This window comes from Psychrobacter sp. WY6 (genome assembly GCF_018448495.1).
GTDB lineage: Bacteria > Pseudomonadota > Gammaproteobacteria > Pseudomonadales > Moraxellaceae > Psychrobacter.
Map to the genome: position 1 here is coordinate 790,460 of NZ_CP049902.1, position 19,927 is coordinate 810,386.

A 19,927-nucleotide genomic window follows, 5' to 3' on the forward strand; every position below is an offset into this window, starting at 1 on the left:
AATCGTGCGACTATCAACCTTTTTAAAAGAGTGCCCATTGTGATATTACGCCGCTATATGACTCAACAAGTTGCCTCAACGACCGCATTGGTTTTGGGGTTTTTAGTGGTGATGATGCTGGGCGGTCGTTTGATCCGTTACTTTGGTATTGCCGCAGAAGGCAATTTAGATATCAGCTTGTTATTTACCATCATTGGTTATAATTTGCCCTACTTTTTAGAGCTTATCCTGCCATTGGCATTTTTTATCGCTCTAATGCTGGTATTCGGGCGGCTGTATGTCGATCAAGAAATGGCAGTGATTAATGCTAGTGGGGTGTCGCGTGGTAAACTTGCCCGTTTGATGACGCCGTTAATCTTGGCGTTGTTCGTTGGGGAAGCGGCTTTATCCATCGTTGGTAAACCGTGGGGCGTACGCTCATCGGAAAGTGTCTGGCAACAGCAGGCATTGACCAGCGCTTTTGATTTAATTCGTCCCAATGAATTTATTAGTAGTGGCAATTATCATTTGTATGTGGGCAGCTTGAGTGATGATAAAAAGCAATTGCAAGATGTGATTTGATTCAATCTGAGCCTGAAAAAAAGGGCAGTGCCGCTAAAAATAACACTGCTAAAGAGGCTGCCGTCGATGTTAAAAACACCATCGATCCCGAAACAGCTGAGCAATTAAATATTTCAGACATACCAAATATGCCAACGGCGATTACTAATAATACCAACATCAGCAAAGATACTATTACGTTGGCTAAGCGTGCTGAGCAAGTAGACAAAGGTAATAGCGGTGTGACCCAATTGGACTTGTTCCAAGGGCGGCGTTATGAAGTCGGTGCTGGCAGTCTGAAATACAATCAAGTGGGCTTTGATCGTTACCGCATTACTTTGACAGAATCCTCAAAAGAAGTCATCACCGAAGATAATATCGAAACGCAAGCGATTGGACCATTATGGCAAGCCGCGACGGGTGGTACGGCAAATAGTGGCAACTCGCTGCGTGTGGCACAAAGTGAGCTTGGCTATCGTCTAGCATTGCCGTGGTTGATGATCATTGCACCAATGCTCGCTGTACCACTGGCACAAGTACGCCCGCGTCAAGGTCGCTGGTTGCGCCTATTTCCTTCTATTTTATTGTTTGTCAGCTGTGCGCTGGGTATTATTTCACTTAAAAATGCTGTTAGCAAAGGCAGCGTGAGCGTCTGGGCATATGCGTGGCTCATTTTAGGATTTATGGCATTGGCACTTTATATGAATTGGGGTAGCCGTGTGCAGCATCGATTACGCTTTCGCAAACCGAAGAACACACCTTTAACGGTTGCCGATCATCAGAGCAGTGGCTCACAAGGAGGGCAGTCCTAATGAGTGTCTTATCTTCTAAACCATCTAATCCTGACTCGAAAAATGCTCATGCTAAGTACGCTCGCAAACCTGCCAAACTAAAAGTGCTGAGCCGTTACGTCAAGCTGAACGCTTTGCTCGCAATCGTCGGAGCTGTCATAGGCTTGTGGGCATTACAGCTGGTATTCTCTTATTTGTCTGAGCTGGATTCGTTAGATGATAGCTATACCATGGGCGAGGCGATTAAGTATATTTTTTCGCTCGCCTTATTTTTTAGAGCAATTTATTCCCACTGGCGCATTGCTAGGTGCAGTGGTTGGCTTGGGCTTGCTTGCCAATAAAAGTGAGCTGGTCGTGATGCGTGCCGCTGGCGTCAGCGTTTATCGTATCGTCGGTTGGGTATTGCAGCCTGCTTTGATTTTTGTGTTGCTCGCATTGATTATCAATCAGTTCGTGCTGCCACACTCTAATCAATTGGCAAAAGAAATCAACGATGAAGACAGCAGTTCATTGGTCACCTCGGTACGCGGTTATTGGACGTTGCAGCCACGCTTTGAGAGTACAAAAGATGGCAGCGCCAAGCCAGATGGTAGCGATATTTTGTATATCGATTATGCTGATGTACAAGGTAATATCGGCGAAGTTAAAAAACAAAACCTGCAAAAAACGCTTCACGCAAACGGCCATTCACGCTGAGGGTGGTCAATATATTGGTCGTGAACCTGTTAATCCTGCTAGCAGCAAACCGAGCGAGCAATATCGCTATGAGTGGCAGCTGAACAACATGACCAAGCTGATGATTAATCAGGGCTTTGAGAGTAGCCAAGCCATCTCACCGTCAGATACTTTAAGCCTGCCCTTTGCCCCTGAATCGGTGTATCTGCTTACCCGTAAGGCCGAAGATTTGTCATTGACTCAGCTGTATGAGCATCGTCAATTTATGCGCCAACAAGGCACGCGCTCGCTAAGTCATGAGCTGGCTTTTTGGCAAAAACTGCTCTCACCGCTATCAATTTTATCGCTAGTGATAGTTGCCTGCTCATTCGTTTTTGGCTCACTGCGGACGCATAGCTTGGGCTTGCGTATCGTCGTGGCATTGCTATTTGGCTTGCTATTTAGTTACGTGCAAGACTTGGTTGGCTTTGTCTCATTGGCGACTGGATTTTCGCCATTATTAATGGTGATATTACCGATTATCGCCAGTGCGATATTGGGTGGCTATTTGCTCAAACGGCAGATGTAATTTTAGAAATTTAGCCATAAAAAAGCCCGCTAGATCATGACGATTTAGCGGGCTTTTTGTTTGCGCAGCTTTTAATACATAAGCTTTTAAAGCTTAGTCTTTGGTCGCCATGGTAATGGTATAGGTCTTACCTTGTTTGATCTTTTCACTATTACCAAACACTTCGGTAAACGAGCGCTTCACAAACTGACGTAGGCCATTGATTGTCACCACATAAAAACGCCCACCTTTACGCATACGCGCATAGGCATCGAGGAAATATAAATAATGCTGCTCTTTACCTACTTTGGCTGGTAAGTTCGACATCACAAGGCTAAAGTCTTTGTCTTTTGCTACGTGATTGAAGCCATTTGATAAATGCACATCGACGTTTTTTAGACCGTTTTTCTCACAATTTAGGCAGGCATATTCGACTGCCATAAAATCTTTATCAATCAAAGTATGCAGGCCGTTTGGACATTCACGCGCTGCCGTCATACCGAGTACGCCGTAACCACAGCCCAAATCGATCGAGTCATCGTCCGCTTCAAAATCAATATAATCAAGCAGCATCAAGCTACCATCATCAAGCTTTTGCGGTGAAAAAATACCCCACGTGGTCGCAAAATCAAATGGCTTACCCAGTACGTCTTGGCGAAAATTAATGTCTTCGCGCCAATGTTGGGCGTTTTTTAATAGGTCAGCAGGTGGTCTATGGCTCATGAGATTCTCGGATAATGGATAAGTAAAAGGCGGTGCATTGCTCAGTTATGCAGCGTGCACATCATACGCGTATTGTAACGAGAAAAGAGGGAGTTTGCAGTATGTTGTAAGAATTATAGCGATGTTTGAATAAGAGCAGAGTATACCTTGCATCTCTCAATCAAGATAATATTTATCATTAGTACACTTATACTAAGCGTGTCTTACGATTGGATAAACGATTAATTTTAAAACCCAAAATTGGACAGTTCTTTCTTATGTTCTTTTAGCACTTGCGCAACGAAGTCAGGGTCAACTTTTAAGAACAGTTCAATAACATCATGAATTCTCCAATAATTATCTTCTGGATTCTTAATTATGATTTGAAGATGTTCTTTTAGTAATGGAATATATTCAACAAAGTCTTTTTGCTTACCAGTCTGAACAATCCTGCGATTTGGAAAGATTGCATATTAGATGCTTTAATAATAATAGATATAGGATTACAGATCGCTTTTCTTGCTTGTTCTCCTTTACCTATATCTGATCGATTTGCCCAATAGCATAAATGCATATAGAACGTGTTTATAAGTCTCATCATATCCATGTAGACGATGTTGTATCATACCTCGTAGCTTATTCTCTACCAGCAATTTTTCTAAAATATGGAAGCCTTTTTCAACACCCCAAGAAGTTAATAATCGTGCTGCCTGAAAAACGATATAATCATCCTCATGTACTAAAAGAGTTTTAACCTTTTCGATACGCTCAAGGTAAGTCCTCAGGTCTATATCTTCAGGCAACTCTGTATAATCAACATTGGACGGAATATCACGTAGTAATGAGTTAATGTAAGCTTCAGTCATTGTATTATCCTGACATAAAAAAAGATTTTTCAGGTAACTTACCATTTTTCTTATAACTTTTCATGACGGCTACCATTGCTCTTTGATAGTGTGCCTCAGGAGCATAACCATCAATAGGCTTAATCAACCGACACGACATATCAAAGGTAAATGGCTCCATTCTATCCTTGTATAGTACAAAAATTCCATTAGAGACACATGACCCATTAAAAAACTCATATGTTATCTCATTACCATCTTCTTTAATGTTTTTGACTTCAACGTACATAGCATAACTCTTTGTTTATCAATATTACTATGATAAAACCCTAACCTCGCGGATGATGCTCCGCATGCAATTTCTGCAATCTCGCCGTCGCCACATGGGTATAGATTTGCGTGGTTGATAAATCACTGTGCCCAAGTAATAACTGCACGCTACGCAAATCTGCGCCATGATTCAGCAAATGCGTGGCAAAAGCGTGACGCAGTGTATGCGGTGATAGCTCTTTATCGATACTGGCGACTTTGGCGTGTTTCTTTAACAAATACCAAAAGTTTGCCGTGTCATATAGCCACCTTGCGCCGTCAAAAACACTGCTTGACAATTCCCTGACTTCAAATGTGCAATCAAATCACCACGAGCATGCGTTAGATAATCCTCTAGCGCATCGTTTGCATATTCGCCGAGTGGCACCAGTCGGGTTTTATTACCTTTCCCCGTGATTTGTAGCCAGCCAGCGTTTAGATTCACTTGCTCTAATGACAGATTAATCAACTCGCTCACACGCAGCCCGCACGCATATAGCACCTCTAACATGGCTTTATCACGCAGTCCGAGCGCGGTGCTAGTATCAGGCGCAGCAAGTAGATTATCGACATCTGCTTCTGCTAAGTCTTTGGGCAGTGGACGTCCGAGCTTGGGGCTTTTAATACGCTCGCAAGGATTGTCTTCGCGCAGATTACTGGCAATCATCCATAAGTAGAACTGACGCAAGCTTGAGAGCATGCGTGCTTGGGTACGTGGAGTTTTGCCTTCTTGAGTCAGGGTTGATAAGCAGTGCAGCACGTCATCAGGCTGCCAGCGTGTCAGGGCAATAGGATTGGTCAGCTCGCAAGAGCGCAGATCGCGGACATAAGCGTTACGAGTACGCGTCGCTAGACCACGTGCCAGCATGGCTTGACGAAACTCAGTCACATAACTGGGTTCGTCATCTACTGCCAGCGCCTTAGGTTGGCGCTGTTGCACGGCACGATCACGGCTCATAACTCAGTACTCGGTGGGTGAATGTTAGATAAGCGTTAAACACCATAATGAAGTGACTTCAGCACTGCGCGCGACATGTAGAGGGTCGGTATCATCTTGGCTGCGACCATGCTTAGGTTGGGTATCCAGACGATATTTTACGGCCAATCCAGCATTGGTAAACAAGCTTAGTAACTCATCACGAGTGCGCAGTTGCAGGTGCTCTGCCAAGTCTGACATTATCAACCAAAGCTCACCGTGTTCAGCTAAGTGTTGCTTGGCACCTTGCAACACTCCACGCAGCATCGCGCTCTTGGCATCATAGACGGCGTACTCAAGAGACGAGCTTGGCTTAGCAGGTAACCAAGGCGGATTACAGACAATCAGATTGGCGAGTGGCGCATCAGTCGGGTACAAATCCGCTTGTTGCAGTTGTACGGCAGGTAATTCTAACCGTGTAAAGTTCTCGTTGGCACAGGCCAAAGCACGTGGATTCAAATCCGTTGCTATCACCTGCGGAACGCCGCGCTGCGCTAAGATAATAGCCAGCAATCTCCGTTCCAGTACCGATATCATAGGCGACATCATGGATCGCTGGTAGCGGTGCATCGAGCAACAGCTGCACATACTCATGACGGGTTGGCGCAAACACACCATAATGCGGGAAAATTGATAACCCTAAGCTGTCTATTGGGACGCCTTTTTCGCGCCATCCTGCTGCGCCAAGTGCGCCTTGTAAGTCACGAAACGACAGCACGCAAGACTCATCCATCGCCTTATCTAACGGGCCAAAAGCGGCCGTACAGGCTGCACTGACATCAGGGGCGCGCGCGTAGTTGGCTGACATAACTGGCATCAAGCTCTAGTAGCAAACGGCTTAATATGCGCGAACGCTGCGCTTGCAGTTGGCGCTGCTGATGAAATAGATTAGGTATTTCTTTAGAGCTGACTGAATCAGATTCTATTGTAGATTTAGCCGCTTTTTTTGCTTTACGCAGCTCAGAGCGCTCATTGGTACGATCTATGCGACGACCAAGCGCTTGTAGCAACTGGCGTGCATTATGAAAATCACCGCGCCACAGCAGTGAGCTGCCTTCGCAAGCTAAGCGGTAAGCGTCATCTGCGGTCGTTGTATCATCGACCAACACAATGCGCGCAGGTGGCATATGATTGCTTTCAGACAACCAAAGAGCATTACGTAGAGTCTCGTTTTCTTGCCATTGTACATACTGCTTTTCTGTTTGTAACACGTAATAGCCTACCTTTTGTGAAAGATACTTCGCTTAAAATACAAAGATACCTTTATATTGTTTATTGCGCTGTCATTGTTTTACTGTGATTAATGCCTTGCTGTGATCAATGCTTTGCTGCGGTAACTTGAGTGCATTTAAGCGCTTTTTTTCTTAACCAGATAACGATAAAGCGTGGCGCTGATTGGTGCATCCTCATCGCCAGCGACCATTATTTCATCGGGATCGACGTTTAGATTTATATTTTCAGCAAGCGTTTCTTGCTGCACAAGCTCATGTCCCAAATGACGACAAAAATTAGGAATGTCACGAGTGGTGGCTGGGTCGGTGGCGAGTATTTCAATCACCTCGCCAGCATCAGCGTTACGGATGGTTCGATGCAGCATCATGACAGGCTCAGGGCAAATCAGCCCTTGCGTATCTAAATGATGATTGATCGTCGTCTGCGTGGTAAAAGTGCTCATAGTAGTCATTTAAATCGATAGTATAAGGTAAAAGTTTTTTGCGTCATTTATAAGTATGCTTTACGTTTCTTCAGCGGTTTCAGTGTCTTTTTCTGCTTCTAGAAAATTAAAAAAGCGCTTAAAGCTCACTTTAAATAAAAACGCCACACCTAGCCAACAAGATAAGCCTAACCAGGCGGTATCAGCGAATAATAAGCCACCAACCAATATGATGGTCGATACGCCAATGCTCATGGCAATCATCGACGCTTGGTTTAATCGATAACGATAAATCACCAGCGCATCATAAATAGTAATAGGAATCGTAAGCGCAACCAAGGCATAAGGCAAGTTATAGAAAAGTTGATAAAGCAGTTGATTGTCATGAAAGGCTTTGATACTGGCAATGGTGCCAAAGACCATAAAGGCGAGAATAGCGGCATAAATGAGATAAATCGCTATTTGATTCGCTCGCTGTGCGCCTTTTATACGGGCGATGGCAAGCGGCGCAAAACCATGTTGCGATTTGTTTTGCAGGGAATGGTCTGAGACAGTGGTCATAATAATCAGGTATTTATCCGTGTAGAGTGACGATATGTCAGAATTGGCAGTGTTTTAATTGAGAGTGCTTTAACAGCAGGTTTATCGCTGATTTAATCGGCTTTGATAGCGTCGATGGCGATACTGCTACTAGGGTCAGCGAAATAAGTCGACATCAGAATGCAGGCAGAGATGTCATCAATTGGGTCGCGTTCGTGCTTAATCCAACCATCCCATGCAATCTCACGCGCTGCATGAGGTTAGACGCTCATCACAAAGGCTCACGATCACTGGTAGATGCTGTTCCATGACCCTATGTGCTAGACGACGAGCGAATTTGTGCGCACGCTTAGACAGCATTGAGCTGCTGCCATCCATATTAAGTGGCAACCCAACCACCACTTTTGACACGCCCCAGACTTTAATAATACCGAGCAGATTGTCCCAATCAGGCTGACCATTATTCATCGCTAAAATATCAAAGGCACGCGCAGTCTCGGTAATGGTGTTACCCAGCGCCATGCCCATCTTTTTTACCCCGTAATCGAGCGCCAAAATAAGATGAGGCTTAATAGCGGGTTCCGCCACAGTAGTGTCAGCAGTTTCGATTTTAATGCTCGTATCAGACTCTACCATCATTATGCATACTTCCTATTTCTGTTGGGCGTGATTCATTTAGCTTAACGGCTTTAATTTAAATGCGGTTTTATTTAAATGAATAATTTAACAATCATAACCAATCGTTAAGCATGACCGATATCGCTACTAAGGTAATCAAAGTTCACCCCAATCTTATCCGCGGCAATTTGCCAGCGTTCTTCGAATGGCGTATCAAACAATAAATTCAGATCAGCAGGGCAGACAAGCCAATCGCCATTATTTAGCTCTTGATCGAGCTGTTTTTTACCCCAGCTGGCATGACCCAAGCACAGCTGATAATGCCCAACGCCTTGACCTGCAGCGATACGCTTAAGGATATCTTGACTGGTGGTAATACAGACGTTTTCTGAGATTGCAAAAGACGATGCCCACTCAGGCTGCCCCGTATGCAGCACAAAGCCAACCTCCGGATACATCGGGCCACCCTCTAATGCCACATCTTCCATCACTTGCGCATCCGTCACTTCAATGTCTAAATCTTCTAGCAGTTTGCCCACGCGTGCCTGCTCTAATGGACGATTGACCATCAGACCAAGTGCGCCATGTTTATCATGACGGCAAATATAAATCAGCGCCTGCTCAAACCGTGGGTCTGACAGTTCTGGTGCCGCGATTAAAAAATGATGGGTCAAATTGGCTTTAGACATAGAGACAAACGCACCCTAATATTGAAGGTAAAATAACAGAAATGACACACCACTATATGGCGATACTGAGGTGAAAATCAACCAAAGCAAATATTTAGCAGTGATGAGACACAGCGCTGCACAACTGGTTGATGAATGACCAAGCCTTTATTTCACATCGGTCAATAAACTACGCGCATGGTCGCGAGTGACGTCAGTGATGATCACACCGCCAGACATACGTGCCAACTCGTCGACTTGCGCGCTATCAGTCAGTATTAATAGCTCGCTTTCGGTCTGCTCGTCATGATGTTTTTGTACCAAGATATGCTGATGTGCTTGCGCCGCGACTTGTGCTTGGTGAGTAATGGCCAGTAGCTGCTGCGTCTGCCCAAGCGCGCGCAGTAGCTCACCGACCACTTGCGCCGTACCGCCACTGATACCGACATCGACTTCATCAAATACTAGCATCGGCTTGGCGGCATTATTATCAGCATTGGTCGCTTGCAGTACTTGCATCACCAGTGCCATTCGTGACAGCTCACCGCCTGAGGCAATCTTATGTAATGGCTGCATCGGCATACCGACATTGGCGCTAAATAATAAATCGATATCATAGCAACCTTGCGCACTATATTGGCTGGCATCGGCTTTTTTGGTAAAGACAAACTCGCAGCGGGCATTGGGTAGCGCGAGCGGTTGTAGTTGCTGCATTAATTGTTTGCTGACGATCGGCGCGGCTTTCGAGCGCACTTTATTTAGCTGAGCGGCGAATGCAAGATAGTCTTGCCAAGCTTGTTCAATTTGTGCCGCCATCGCATCGCTACTTGGCTCGTTTTCTAACTGCTCTAATTGCGCTTCCCAGCCCTTTGCTTCATCGATTAAGTCGCTAGTTGGCAAGCTATGCTTACGTGATAAGCGATGACCTAAGCTGATAAGACTGTCTAGTGTCTGCAAACGCTCAGGATCAGGCAACTGTTGCTCAGCATAATCTGACAGTAATCCTGTCACTTCAGTGATTTGCTGCTGAGCTAAATGCAGCTGCTCGGAGGCTTGCTCAAAGGTTTGACTGACATTCATTTGATTATCACAAAGCTTAATCGCTTGCCCAAGCAAGGTCATAACATCTGGCTCATCCGTGTCATTGTCGAGCAGATGCAAGCCATGACTGGCCTCTATCATGAGGGCTTCGATATTAGACAGCTCTTCGTGCTCTGCTTCAACTTCTGCATAATCAACCGCCAATAACGGCGCAATATCAGCAAGTTGGCTTTGCAATAGTTGAATACGGTCTTGTCGTTGAGCTTCACGGCTCGCAATGTCGTCAGCACGACGTTTGAGCTGCTGATAGGTTTGATAGCTACTGGCAGTTTGTATGGCTAATGGCGTGATTTGTGCCATCTCATCAAGCCATTGCACCACAAACTGCGGCTTAAGGAGCGCTTGCTGAGCATGTTGGCTATGAATATTAACCAGTAACGTACCGAGGTTTTTCAGTTCAGCCAAGCTGACAGGCGTGCCATTTAACCACGCTTTTGAGCGTCCAGTATTGCTGAGCTGACGACGAATGAGGACTTCAGGTTCTTCTAATGGTCTATCATTTTTGGCAAACCAATCAGCAATGACGGTATTATTTTCTACGTCAAACTGCGCATAAATATCGGCTTGCGCCGCCCCGTGTCTGACCATCGCACTGTCTGCGCGCTCACCAACACATAAAGACAGCGCATCCAATAATAATGACTTGCCAGCACCGGTCTCACCCGTGATGACATTGAAGCCTTCAGCCACACTCAGCTCATGCTGAGCGATCAACGCAAACTGATGTAAAGTTAATGATACTAGCATCAATGCCTCTCATGACAGACAATAGACTTCATATACATCTCAAGAAGCCATATATAAAATAGGGTAGATAAAGGAATGAAATTATTCATTTAACCGTGTTAATGAGATAAATATTATAGGCAAATATATGGTGTTAAACGCGCTTAAATACAAACTTTCAAGCGATGTATAATAGATTTTATTATTGGAAGATTACCATAAAACTGTCAAAAACTGGCTATGAGTCATCATCATAATATTCACAATATCAATCATTAAGATGATTAAGCCTGTCAAAATGATGGCTGTATACTAAGCATGGTTGCGGATTAAACTTATAAAAATAGCCCAATTGTAGCGATCAGGTGCTGACTCAAAAAAGGTGAGTAAATAAGTTTAAGATTCGCATCAAACAGCATTTTCCTAGTCGCTTTAACAAACTTTATAGATATAATGTGGTAGCATAATCTCACATAATGATAAACTCTTCTGATTAGATTAGTGCAGTGTAATATACGATAACGAGTCATAATTTTGTAAAATGATAGGCGTATAGTTGGAAGAGTATGCCACTCGGTCATTATTCTAAAGTATTTTCATAGAACCTGTGGCTAGCTTTAGCACACAGATATCTAGTATAGAAGGATACAGTACGTAGTACAGAGGTGTCGGTTAACGATGCAACTCTGGCGGTACTCTAACCAATTACTTATTTTTTAGTTTCGTAATGATTATTTGATAAGGAAGCCACTATGACAGCGGCGCAATTTACTAATGTAACAGTTAATGCTCAAGCGACGGTATCTTATGATGGTCGTTGTTCAAGCCACACTATTATGTTCGAAGATGGTCGACATAAAACATTGGGCGTTATCTTGCCTTGTGATAATTTGGTTGAGCATTATCATTTTAGCACCAATACCTCCGAGCGTATCGAGATCACGGGCGGTGAGTGTGAGGTCAAAATTAATGGTGACGAAGAATTCAGCTATTACCGCGCTGGTCAATCATTCGTGGTTGAAGGCAATAGTGGTTTTAATCTGCGGACAGAAGAAATTGTTCAATATATCTGCCACTTAGAAGGGTAAGTTTGCTAAAGCTGTTATTAAGTGATTGATGACAGCAAAAAGCCTTTTACTCAAAAAAAGAAAAACCTTATCGGATTGGTAAGGTTTTTCTTTTTCTGCTGATATTATTTATATGCAGATATCCATTTATTGATACAATTACTGTCATCTCTTTTTATCGCCTAGTTTTTATCATATAGCGCGATACCCACTTTATAATCAATAGGCCTATTATGGCAAAACCTACCTATTTTTATGGCATTCATGCGATTGATGCCTTACTCGAATATCGTCCTTTAGATGGGCTAAGCTTGTTTGTGCAGCAAGGTCGTGAGACTGATAGCCATGTACAAGCGATTATGGCGCAAGCACGTGACAATGGTATCAGTATCCAACCCACGCAAAAAGACAAACTCACGCAATTGTGTGGCAGCCCGCAGCACCAAGGTGTGGTGCTAAATGCGCGTCCTCTAGGCTTTGCTGATGAAGGCTTGCTTGCTACCCTTGCTGGGCGTGACCAATGCTTATTACTGGTCTTGGATCAAATTACGGATGCACATAACTTTGGTGCTTGCTTGCGTACCGCAGTGGCGATGGGTGTGGATGCCGTGGTTTGTCCGAAACATCATGCGGCAAGTCTGACACCAACAGTGTCTAAAGTATCGGTCGGTGCAGCAGAGATGATGCCGATTATTAGTGTTACCAATCTGGCACGTACGCTCACGCAAATCAAAAATGCCGGGGTATTTGTGTTTGGTACAGCGCTTAATGCGGATGCCAAACCAATTCATGCTGCTGATCTGACTGGCAAAACAGCCATTATCATGGGTTCAGAAGGTGAGGGGATGCGTCGCCTGACTATGGAGAGCTGTGATGAGCTGGTATATATTCCGATGTCAGGAAATGAGCATGGCAACCTTCAAAGTCTAAATGTGAGTGTTGCCACTGGTATGGCGCTGTATGAGGTCAATCGACAGCGTACTTTAGCTGCTGGGCAAGCTTAAGATATTCTTGGTGTAATGGCGCTAGTTGCACATACAGAGCCGCAAGATCACTTTCGTTGAGCACCACATCATCCGCATGACGATTACGCTCTTCGCGGCTCAGCTGATTCACCATGATGGCTTTGATTTTTTGTATACTTTGTTCGTCGCGCTGACTGGCACGCGCAATCTGCGTATCCTCGGTGGCATCCATGACTAAGATACGTTGGCATAAATTGGCAAGCCCTGCTTCTGCTGCTTCAATAAGTAGAGGCGCTGACAATATCACGTAAGGCGAAGTACTGGTTGCCAACTGTGCTTTTGCTGCTTCGCGTATCGCTGGGTGAGTGATGGCTTCTAACTCAATCAATGCCTCAGGATGTGAAAAGACGTGCGTTCTTACTGCCACTCGATCCATTGATCCATCGCCATTCAATACCCAATCACCAAATTTTTTCTGGATTTTGTGCAGAGTGGTGCTACCTTTAGCGACGATTTCATGGGCAATCACATCCGCATCGATAATATCAATGCCTTGCTCAGCGAACCAAGCACTCGCAGCGGACTTACCACTACCGATACCACCCGTTAAGCCAACTACTAAGGTTTTGCTTTTCTTTTGCGGGGTCTGGGGCTTATGAGAATAAGGTGAAGATGCTTGTTTTGACATAATAATGACTTATCTGCTCGATATAATGACAGTGATGGTTATAAGCTAAGAAAGTATTTTGGTGCCTATTTTAAGATTTGGTGTCTACTTGAAAAGGAGCGACCGAAATACTTTCTAGGACAATTTAGTAAGTATACATGCCGAGATACCAGTTGACGATATCTGAGCCATATAATAAAGCAACAATACCAGCGATAGCGATATAAGGACCAAAGGCAAACGGCTTGCTTTCACCCTGTTTCTTCATCAAAATAATCCCAACGATTGAGCCTAATAGAGAAGACAATAAAATAATCAATGGCAACATCATGGGTCCAAGCCAAGCACCTAATACTGCCAATAATTTGAAATCTCCTTGCCCCATACCATGCTTTTTAGTGAGTAGATAAAATATCTTAACCACTATCCACAATGACAAAAATCCTAGCAATAAGCCCCAAATTGACTGGGTAGGTGAGACAAACCAACCTTGTGAATTCACTGCTAATCCTAAACCCGCTAATGGAAAGGTCAAGCGATCGGGCAGTAATTGGGTATCAAAATCAATACCGGTTAAGGCGACCAGCGTCCATACCAAAATCAGGGCTGACAAGCCAGCTGCAGTTACGCCAAACTGATAAATCACTAACATTGATAGTAGGGCTGTTGCTAGCTCAACCAGTGGATAACGCAGTCCAATCGCAGCTTTACATTCTGAGCAACGGCCACGTAGTATTAACCAGCTAATTAACGGTATGTTTTCGTACCACTTTATTTTGTGGGCGCAATGAGGGCAGCGTGAGGCTGGTCGACTCAAAGTAATCGGCTGGTCAGCCGCTACGATATTTGTTAGGGGCAGAGTGTGTTCTCGAGGCATGTCTGCTTGTTCTGACATAAACTGGCTGCACTCTTGTCGCCAGCTATAAACCATCATCAGCGGAATACGGTGAATCACCACATTTAAAAAACTGCCAACACAAAGACCTAATAGGCCAAATATGCCTAAAGCGATAGGCATATTATCTTGTAATAACTCTATAAATTGCATGAACAAGCTGTCCTTTAGTTAGCTTTTAGCCTACTACTGCGCCCATCTGGAAAATCGGTAAATACATGGCAATCACCAAGCCACCGATCAATACGCCTAAGACTGCCATAATCAAAGGTTCCATCAAGCTGGTCAATCCATCAACAGCGTTATCTACTTCATTTTCATAGTAGACGGCAACTTTGTCTAACATCTCTTCCAAACTACCGGATTCTTCACCAATGCCAACCATTTGAATGGCTAAGCTTGGGAAAAGGTTGGTCGAGCGTATTGAAAACTGTAATTGTTGACCAGTAGAAACATCATTTTTGATTTGCTGAGTGGCATTATAAAATACAACATTATTAGTGGCACCAGCTGTAGAGTCGAGGGCATCAATAAGTGGCACGCCCGCAGCAAAGGTCGTCGATAGTGTACGAGCAAAACGCGCGATAATCGCTTGATAGGCAATATTGCCAAATATTGGTGCTTTTAAAACCGCACGGTCTAAGAAGTCACGGAATTTCTTAGAGCGTTTTTTCGTCTCTGAAAAGCCAATGATAGTACCGCCGATAATGATAATTAAAATAAACCACCACGCCTGCATCCACTCAGACATATTGACAACCATTTGGGTAAAAGCAGGCAGCTCTGCACCAAAAGATTCAAATAGACCAGAAAATACAGGTACTACTTTAATTAGCAGGATGATAGTCACAATAATAGCAACAACGATAACCGCGATAGGGTACTTCATTGCTTTCTTAATTTTGGCTTTAAGCAACTCACTTTTTTCTTTATAGGTAGCAACGCGTTCAAGCATGGTTTCCAGTGCACCTGACTGCTCACCAGAATCGATGAGTGAACAAAACAGATCGTCAAAATAACGTGGGTGCTTGCGTAATGCTGAAGCAAAAGTCCCACCCGCTTCAATGTCCGATTTTATTTGTAATACCAGATCTTTCATACTGGGATTATCAAGTGAGTCAGCAACAATCTCAAAGGATTGGGTCAATGGCACGCCCGCTTTCATCATGGTCGCCATTTGCCGAGAAAAAATAGCAATATCAATAGGTTTGATGGATTTCTTGAAAGTATAAAGCGGCTTCGGTTTTTTCTTAATACCTTTGACACTGATACCTTGTTTGCGTAAAGTCGCTTTTGCCAACTCTAAACTACGGCTGGTAGTCTCCCCTTTTACTTTTTGTCCGCGTCGATTCACCCCATCATAGACAAAGTCTAACAGCATGTCGGTCTTCGCTTTTGCCATGTTACTACCCTCAAAATATTGTCTAATATAGATATTGCAAAGATGTACAACGATGCCTGACTCATTACATAAAAAAGGCATACTTTATTTTAACGTAAAAAACCAGTATAACTCTGTTTTATATTTAAGTATATCTGGTAGGGATTATTGCTAATTTATAAAAGTCTGTACGATTAACGCCCATCATATAAGTCCTCATATAAATAATGGCATTATTCATATAAGAGTGATTCTGAACTTTCGACTATACTTTTCACCATCGCACTGACAAAGACTGCTTTTTAGATAGCTAAAGATTAAAAAGTAGTTGGTTAGTCGCTTTGAACGTTCCCTTTCAGCAATCAGCAGTGCTTTTTTCTGTGCGTATTTGACCTGTAAAAAAGCAAACATACTTACTCGGAAGTAACGCGCATCATTTCTTGAATACTGGTTACGCCTTGTAAGACTTTTAAAATGCCAGAGCGACGCAGGTCTCGGAAGCCATTTTTGAGTGCAGCGTCTTTGATATCTATCGCGTTACCATCTTCCATAATGATACGTGAGATATCAGGGCTGACTTTCATGACTTCGTAGATACCGACTCGTCCTTTATAACCTTCACGGCATTCATTACAGCCTACTGGCTCGTGAATGATATTGTCTGGATTGTCCAAATCAGCGTCTGTAAAGCCGAGCTCAAGCAGACTTTGCTTAGGGATATTAATAGGTTTTTTGCAGTTTTTACACAAACGTCGTGCTAAGCGCTGGGCGATAACCAAGTTCACTGAAGTCGCGATATTAAAGGAGGCCACACCCATGTTCCGCAGCCGCGTCAGTGTTTCAGGTGCTGAGTTGGTATGTAGGGTTGAGAGCACCATGTGCCCTGTTTGCGCTGCTTTAATTGCAATTTCAGCAGTCTCAAGGTCACGAATCTCACCAACCATGACGATATCAGGATCTTGGCGTAAAAAAGATTTGAGGGCATTTGCGAAAGTTAGACCCACTTTTGGATTGACGTTGACTTGATTGATCCCCTCCAGGTTAATCTCCACCGGATCTTCAGCAGTGGATATGTTGGTCGCGCCAGTATTTAAAATATTAATACCAGTATAAAGCGACACGGTCTTACCAGAACCAGTTGGTCCCGTGATAAGCAACATACCTTGTGGTTTATGCAGTGCCTCTAAAAACATATCTTTCTGATCAGGTTCATAGCCGAGCGCTTCAATACCCAACATCGCTGAAGAAGGATCCAAAATACGAAGTACAAGTTTTTCGCCAAATAGGGTAGGCAGACAGCTTACTCGAAAGTCGATGGCTTTATCTTTAGATATCTTGAGCTTGATACGTCCATCTTGTGGCACACGGCGCTCTGAAATATCCATCTGCGACATGACTTTTAAACGGGCCGCAATTTTCCCAGCCAGTTGTACAGGTGGATTGGCCATTTTTTGCATCACACCATCGACACGAAAGCGAACGCGATAGGTTTTTTCATAGGGTTCAAAGTGCAAGTCAGAGGCACCCATACGAATGGCATCAACCAGCATTTTATTAACAAATTTTACAACGGGTGCTTCCTCGACACCATCACTAAGCTTGGTCTCGCCTTCCTCTTCTTCACTTTCATCAAAGCCAACATTTAAATCGCTATCAGAGAAGCTATCAAAATTTTGCATAGCATCAGCGTAAAGACTCTCAATACGCTTTTTTAACTTGTCTTCTTCGACGACAATAGTTTCAATAGACAGCCGTGAATTAAAAGCAATAGCGTCAATTGCATCCACACGAGTTGGATCACTTAATGCGACGATAAACGCTGTCCTCGTTTGAATAATGGCAACGCATTAAATTTACGATAATTTTTTCATCTACTAAGTCTTTTGGAATGACATCAACATGTAAAGCATCAAGATCGAAAAGAGGATCGCCAAACGCTTGTGACAACATCTGCGCAAGATGATAAGCATCTGCCAATTTATTGTCGACTAGGTAGGGCACTAGTCCTACTTGTTGCTGTTGCGATTCTGTCTGCGCGATTTTCATATTCGCTTCGCTGACGATACCTTCGCTGATTAGCTGGTGCGCTAAACCACCATACTTGCTCGTGGTGATAGACATTACGACTTCTCCTTAATACCCAATATGCTATATATTTGTCTGAAATCCATACACTTCTGAAAGCCACTTACTATTGTAATTTTTAACAAATACCTGCTATAAGTCATTGTTAGCCTTTGAGCTATCATTAATAACAGTCAATGCAGAGATGCTTATAAGAGATTTAGCAGAGAAACCGTTTTAATAGTGTAGGTTATCAGTAGCTTAGTTGTTAGATTCTTGATAATGTTCTGTTATATATAGACACAATACTATAAAACATTACTTTAGTTTAAAGATTTTATATGGACGATTGAGTGCTTGACCCAAAAAATCATAGCTCGAGACAATGTCTAGAGCATATCCTCAATTTAATAGACTATCCTCTAAATAAGTTGAAAATGGTTGGATTTTGCCAAACATCGTCGAGTAGCCTATCAATATCTCGATAATATTTGCGCTACTTTCATTGTTTGACAGTAATTTATCTCATTTTTATCATCATTTTTTAGAGTAGTGAGGATACGCCCTAGTAAATATTCGCACTGACTGTCTGTTTTTCTGCTGGCGGCAGCATACTATAGCACTTGAGAATTATTTGTTATACTGGCGCGCATATTAGCCAAATTGGCAAGAATAGATGAAACAAGGTAGATGAGTATGCAAGCTTGGGTAATTGGTAATTGGAAACAGAATCCAGCAACGAGTCACGACGTCGATTTATTGTTGAATAATTTGTTGACTACAATTGATGCTAAAGAGCAAGCCGACACAGAACGGTCAAGTAGTCGCTGTCAGTTGATGGTGGCACCAAGCTGTATTCATCTGGCAGCTGTCAGTGCGCGCGTTTAGCTGGTAGTTCGATATTGAGTGCAGCGCAAGACGTCAGTGCGCATAGTGCCAGTGTTGGCGCTTATACGGGTGATTGCTCAGCACAGCAAATAGCAGACGCTGGGGCAACTTGGACGATACTGGGTCATTCTGAGCGTCGCCAGTATCATAGCGAGTCTCACGATACGTTATTGCAGAAAGTGACTCACGCACTCACCCAAGGTTTGGGCGTGGTATTTTGTATTGGCGAAACTCAGGCTCAATATGATGATAAGCAAACCCTTGACGTAATTGACACTCAGTTATCAGTAATAAAAGAAGTGATTACTATCCAACCAGATCTCATGTCATCACTATCTAATCGACTGATCATTGCTTATGAGCCAGTGTGGGCGATTGGTACTGGCAAAGTCCCAACCGTGAGCGAAGTCAGTCAAACGCATCAGCATATTAAGCAAACCATCACAGGCTTTGCAGAATCACTAAAGATAATGAGTGTGCTATATGGTGGTAGTGTCAATGCGGACAATGCCGATAGCTTCGCTGCAGATCCTATGATTGATGGGGCATTGGTTGGCGGCGCATCATTAAAGGTAGAGAGTTTTTTGGCAATTGCCAATGCCTTTAGTCGAGCTAAAGACTAGTCAATAAAGATAAAACGTGCATTTCATGGCGGTCTCGATTATAAAATGTCTTTATCAGTTGGCAAAAGTAGGTTTAACAGTGCCCTTGCAATCGTGTACAATGCGCCTTATTTATATAATCGATTTGGCAGCATTACCCGTCAATTGCTATTCCTATTAACCGTAAGATTTATTTTCCGTTATCAGTCGTCATTACGCGGCAAAAGAGGCCACCATGTTTACGTTTATATTAGCCCTGCATATTATCGTGGCGATTGCCATGATCGGCTTGATTTTGATACAGCATGGTAAAGGGGCAGACGCTGGAGCTTCTTTTGGCGCTGGCTCGTCAGGTACGGTCTTTGGTGCGGCAGGAACAGCGAACTTTTTAACGCGTGCGACAGCAGTATTAACAGTGATATTTTTTATCACCAGTATGACGCTAGCCGTTCATGCGCGCAAACAGGCTGAAGATCAGTTCCGTTTAGATGCACCTGTGTCAGCACCACAAACGCCGCGTCCATTGACACAGAATCCTCAATAACTGTACTTTAAAGACACTTGCCTTTACTAGCTGTCTTTAGTCATTGCCTTTTAATTGAGGCAGCTCTTGCTATTTTAAGGCGTTAGATTTACAATGCTTTTCTGTTTTAGCAGTCTGATTCTATCGATGCCTACCTTAAGCATCTATTATGATAGATTAGAT

General features: G+C 43.5%; 20 protein-coding genes and 4 pseudogenes. 8 read left to right on the forward strand and 16 right to left on the reverse strand.

Annotated elements, in window-relative coordinates; translation table 11 throughout:
* The first annotated feature begins 57 nt into the window (after positions 1-57).
* The 3 genes and pseudogenes from G7Y90_RS03970 to lptG all read left to right on the forward strand — a co-directional run bounded on the left by G7Y90_RS03970 (position 58) and on the right by lptG (position 2,574).
* Positions 58-561 (forward strand): LptF/LptG family permease, encoded by a 504-nt coding sequence (locus G7Y90_RS03970; protein ID WP_250163458.1) that lies wholly within the window; start codon positions 58-60, stop codon positions 559-561.
* On the forward strand, positions 558-1,352 hold the full coding sequence (locus tag G7Y90_RS03975) for an LptF/LptG family permease (protein ID WP_250163459.1): 795 nt from the start codon (positions 558-560) through the stop codon (positions 1,350-1,352). Before G7Y90_RS03970 ends, G7Y90_RS03975 begins: the two co-directional genes overlap by 4 nt.
* Positions 1,352-2,574, forward strand: a pseudogene (lptG, locus tag G7Y90_RS03980) (LPS export ABC transporter permease LptG). The gene G7Y90_RS03975 and the pseudogene lptG overlap by 1 nt, the downstream one beginning before the upstream one ends.
* A gap of 93 nt (positions 2,575-2,667) precedes the next feature.
* Here lptG and G7Y90_RS03985 read toward each other — a convergent pair.
* The 12 genes and pseudogenes from G7Y90_RS03985 to recN all read right to left on the reverse strand — a co-directional run bounded on the left by G7Y90_RS03985 (position 2,668) and on the right by recN (position 10,713).
* Positions 2,668-3,276, reverse strand: a complete 609-nt coding sequence (locus G7Y90_RS03985) for a class I SAM-dependent methyltransferase (RefSeq protein WP_250163460.1) — start codon at positions 3,274-3,276, stop codon at positions 2,668-2,670.
* Between the two features lie 512 nt (positions 3,277-3,788).
* A complete protein-coding gene (locus G7Y90_RS03990; protein ID WP_250163461.1) occupies positions 3,789-4,121 on the reverse strand; it encodes a hypothetical protein in 333 nt (110 codons plus the stop codon).
* Positions 4,122-4,125: 4 nt separating this feature from the next.
* Positions 4,126-4,389, reverse strand: coding sequence for a hypothetical protein (locus G7Y90_RS03995; RefSeq protein ID WP_250163462.1), 264 nt, complete (start codon positions 4,387-4,389; stop codon positions 4,126-4,128).
* Between the two features lie 40 nt (positions 4,390-4,429).
* Positions 4,430-5,367: pseudogene (xerD, locus tag G7Y90_RS04000) on the reverse strand (site-specific tyrosine recombinase XerD).
* 24 nt (positions 5,368-5,391) lie between these two features.
* A complete protein-coding gene (locus G7Y90_RS04005) occupies positions 5,392-5,859 on the reverse strand; it encodes a methyltransferase (RefSeq protein ID WP_250163463.1) in 468 nt (155 codons plus the stop codon).
* Entirely contained in the window at positions 5,750-6,193 is a 444-nt protein-coding gene (locus tag G7Y90_RS04010) for a hypothetical protein (protein WP_250163464.1), read from the reverse strand. The genes G7Y90_RS04005 and G7Y90_RS04010 overlap by 110 nt, the downstream gene beginning before the upstream one ends.
* Positions 6,165-6,596 (reverse strand): hypothetical protein, encoded by a 432-nt coding sequence (locus G7Y90_RS04015; protein ID WP_250163465.1) that lies wholly within the window; start codon positions 6,594-6,596, stop codon positions 6,165-6,167. The genes G7Y90_RS04010 and G7Y90_RS04015 overlap by 29 nt, the downstream gene beginning before the upstream one ends.
* A 137-nt stretch (positions 6,597-6,733) precedes the next feature.
* Positions 6,734-7,060, reverse strand: a complete 327-nt coding sequence (tusA, locus tag G7Y90_RS04020; protein WP_250163466.1) for a sulfurtransferase TusA — start codon at positions 7,058-7,060, stop codon at positions 6,734-6,736.
* 60 nt (positions 7,061-7,120) lie between these two features.
* Complete coding sequence (locus G7Y90_RS04025) at positions 7,121-7,600, reverse strand: hypothetical protein (RefSeq protein WP_193216895.1); 480 nt, start codon at positions 7,598-7,600, stop codon at positions 7,121-7,123.
* Positions 7,601-7,692: 92 nt separating this feature from the next.
* Positions 7,693-8,215 (reverse strand): annotated as a pseudogene (gene ruvX / locus G7Y90_RS04030) (Holliday junction resolvase RuvX).
* A gap of 107 nt (positions 8,216-8,322) precedes the next feature.
* The gene (locus G7Y90_RS04035; RefSeq protein ID WP_045443003.1) at positions 8,323-8,886 is read right to left on the reverse strand and encodes a YqgE/AlgH family protein; all 564 of its coding nucleotides are present in this window, start codon (positions 8,884-8,886) and stop codon (positions 8,323-8,325) included.
* A gap of 147 nt (positions 8,887-9,033) precedes the next feature.
* Entirely contained in the window at positions 9,034-10,713 is a 1,680-nt protein-coding gene (recN, locus tag G7Y90_RS04040; RefSeq protein WP_250163467.1) for a DNA repair protein RecN, read from the reverse strand.
* A gap of 731 nt (positions 10,714-11,444) precedes the next feature.
* Here recN and ppnP point away from each other — a divergent pair.
* Positions 11,445-11,780 carry a pyrimidine/purine nucleoside phosphorylase gene (gene ppnP, locus G7Y90_RS04045; protein WP_045443006.1) on the forward strand — a complete coding sequence of 112 codons (336 nt, stop codon included), beginning with the start codon at positions 11,445-11,447 and terminating at the stop codon, positions 11,778-11,780.
* A 212-nt stretch (positions 11,781-11,992) separates the two neighbouring features.
* The gene (rlmB, locus tag G7Y90_RS04050) at positions 11,993-12,763 is read left to right on the forward strand and encodes a 23S rRNA (guanosine(2251)-2'-O)-methyltransferase RlmB (RefSeq protein ID WP_238034343.1); all 771 of its coding nucleotides are present in this window, start codon (positions 11,993-11,995) and stop codon (positions 12,761-12,763) included.
* Here rlmB and coaE read toward each other — a convergent pair.
* The 4 genes and pseudogenes from coaE to pilB all read right to left on the reverse strand — a co-directional run bounded on the left by coaE (position 12,726) and on the right by pilB (position 17,788).
* Positions 12,726-13,412: a dephospho-CoA kinase gene (coaE, locus tag G7Y90_RS04055; protein WP_055123701.1), complete on the reverse strand. Its 687-nt coding sequence runs from the start codon at positions 13,410-13,412 to the stop codon at positions 12,726-12,728. The two genes, rlmB and coaE, sit on opposite strands and share 38 nt — an antisense overlap.
* A gap of 124 nt (positions 13,413-13,536) precedes the next feature.
* A complete protein-coding gene (locus tag G7Y90_RS04060) occupies positions 13,537-14,439 on the reverse strand; it encodes a prepilin peptidase (RefSeq protein ID WP_250163468.1) in 903 nt (300 codons plus the stop codon).
* Positions 14,440-14,464: 25 nt separating this feature from the next.
* Positions 14,465-15,688: a type II secretion system F family protein gene (locus G7Y90_RS04065; protein ID WP_045443014.1), complete on the reverse strand. Its 1,224-nt coding sequence runs from the start codon at positions 15,686-15,688 to the stop codon at positions 14,465-14,467.
* Between the two features lie 392 nt (positions 15,689-16,080).
* A pseudogene (gene pilB, locus G7Y90_RS04070) lies at positions 16,081-17,788 on the reverse strand (type IV-A pilus assembly ATPase PilB).
* A gap of 639 nt (positions 17,789-18,427) precedes the next feature.
* Between pilB and G7Y90_RS04075 the strand changes: the two are divergent.
* The 3 genes from G7Y90_RS04075 to secG all read left to right on the forward strand — a co-directional run bounded on the left by G7Y90_RS04075 (position 18,428) and on the right by secG (position 19,765).
* Positions 18,428-18,619 carry a hypothetical protein gene (locus G7Y90_RS04075; protein ID WP_250163469.1) on the forward strand — a complete coding sequence of 64 codons (192 nt, stop codon included), beginning with the start codon at positions 18,428-18,430 and terminating at the stop codon, positions 18,617-18,619.
* Positions 18,620-18,633: 14 nt separating this feature from the next.
* Positions 18,634-19,242 (forward strand): triose-phosphate isomerase, encoded by a 609-nt coding sequence (gene tpiA, locus G7Y90_RS04080; protein WP_250163470.1) that lies wholly within the window; start codon positions 18,634-18,636, stop codon positions 19,240-19,242.
* Between the two features lie 214 nt (positions 19,243-19,456).
* Positions 19,457-19,765: a preprotein translocase subunit SecG gene (secG, locus tag G7Y90_RS04085; RefSeq protein ID WP_025652589.1), complete on the forward strand. Its 309-nt coding sequence runs from the start codon at positions 19,457-19,459 to the stop codon at positions 19,763-19,765.
* Positions 19,766-19,927: the final 162 nt, after the last annotated feature.

Coding starts and splice junctions, on each gene's coding strand:
- G7Y90_RS03970 (WP_250163458.1), top strand. CDS start 58: ATGACTCAACAAGTTGCCTCAACGACCGCATTGGTTTTGGGGTTTTTA.
- G7Y90_RS03985 (WP_250163460.1), bottom strand. CDS start 3,276: ATGAGCCATAGACCACCTGCTGACCTATTAAAAAACGCCCAACATTGG.
- G7Y90_RS03990 (WP_250163461.1), bottom strand. CDS start 4,121: ATGACTGAAGCTTACATTAACTCATTACTACGTGATATTCCGTCCAAT.
- G7Y90_RS03995 (WP_250163462.1), bottom strand. CDS start 4,389: ATGTACGTTGAAGTCAAAAACATTAAAGAAGATGGTAATGAGATAACA.
- G7Y90_RS04010 (WP_250163464.1), bottom strand. CDS start 6,193: ATGTCAGCCAACTACGCGCGCGCCCCTGATGTCAGTGCAGCCTGTACG.
- tusA (WP_250163466.1), bottom strand. CDS start 7,060: ATGAGCACTTTTACCACGCAGACGACGATCAATCATCATTTAGATACG.
- G7Y90_RS04025 (WP_193216895.1), bottom strand. CDS start 7,600: ATGACCACTGTCTCAGACCATTCCCTGCAAAACAAATCGCAACATGGT.
- G7Y90_RS04035 (WP_045443003.1), bottom strand. CDS start 8,886: ATGTCTAAAGCCAATTTGACCCATCATTTTTTAATCGCGGCACCAGAA.
- recN (WP_250163467.1), bottom strand. CDS start 10,713: ATGCTAGTATCATTAACTTTACATCAGTTTGCGTTGATCGCTCAGCAT.
- ppnP (WP_045443006.1), top strand. CDS start 11,445: ATGACAGCGGCGCAATTTACTAATGTAACAGTTAATGCTCAAGCGACG.
- rlmB (WP_238034343.1), top strand. CDS start 11,993: ATGGCAAAACCTACCTATTTTTATGGCATTCATGCGATTGATGCCTTA.
- coaE (WP_055123701.1), bottom strand. CDS start 13,412: ATGTCAAAACAAGCATCTTCACCTTATTCTCATAAGCCCCAGACCCCG.
- G7Y90_RS04060 (WP_250163468.1), bottom strand. CDS start 14,439: ATGCAATTTATAGAGTTATTACAAGATAATATGCCTATCGCTTTAGGC.
- G7Y90_RS04065 (WP_045443014.1), bottom strand. CDS start 15,688: ATGGCAAAAGCGAAGACCGACATGCTGTTAGACTTTGTCTATGATGGG.
- G7Y90_RS04075 (WP_250163469.1), top strand. CDS start 18,428: ATGCAAGCTTGGGTAATTGGTAATTGGAAACAGAATCCAGCAACGAGT.
- secG (WP_025652589.1), top strand. CDS start 19,457: ATGTTTACGTTTATATTAGCCCTGCATATTATCGTGGCGATTGCCATG.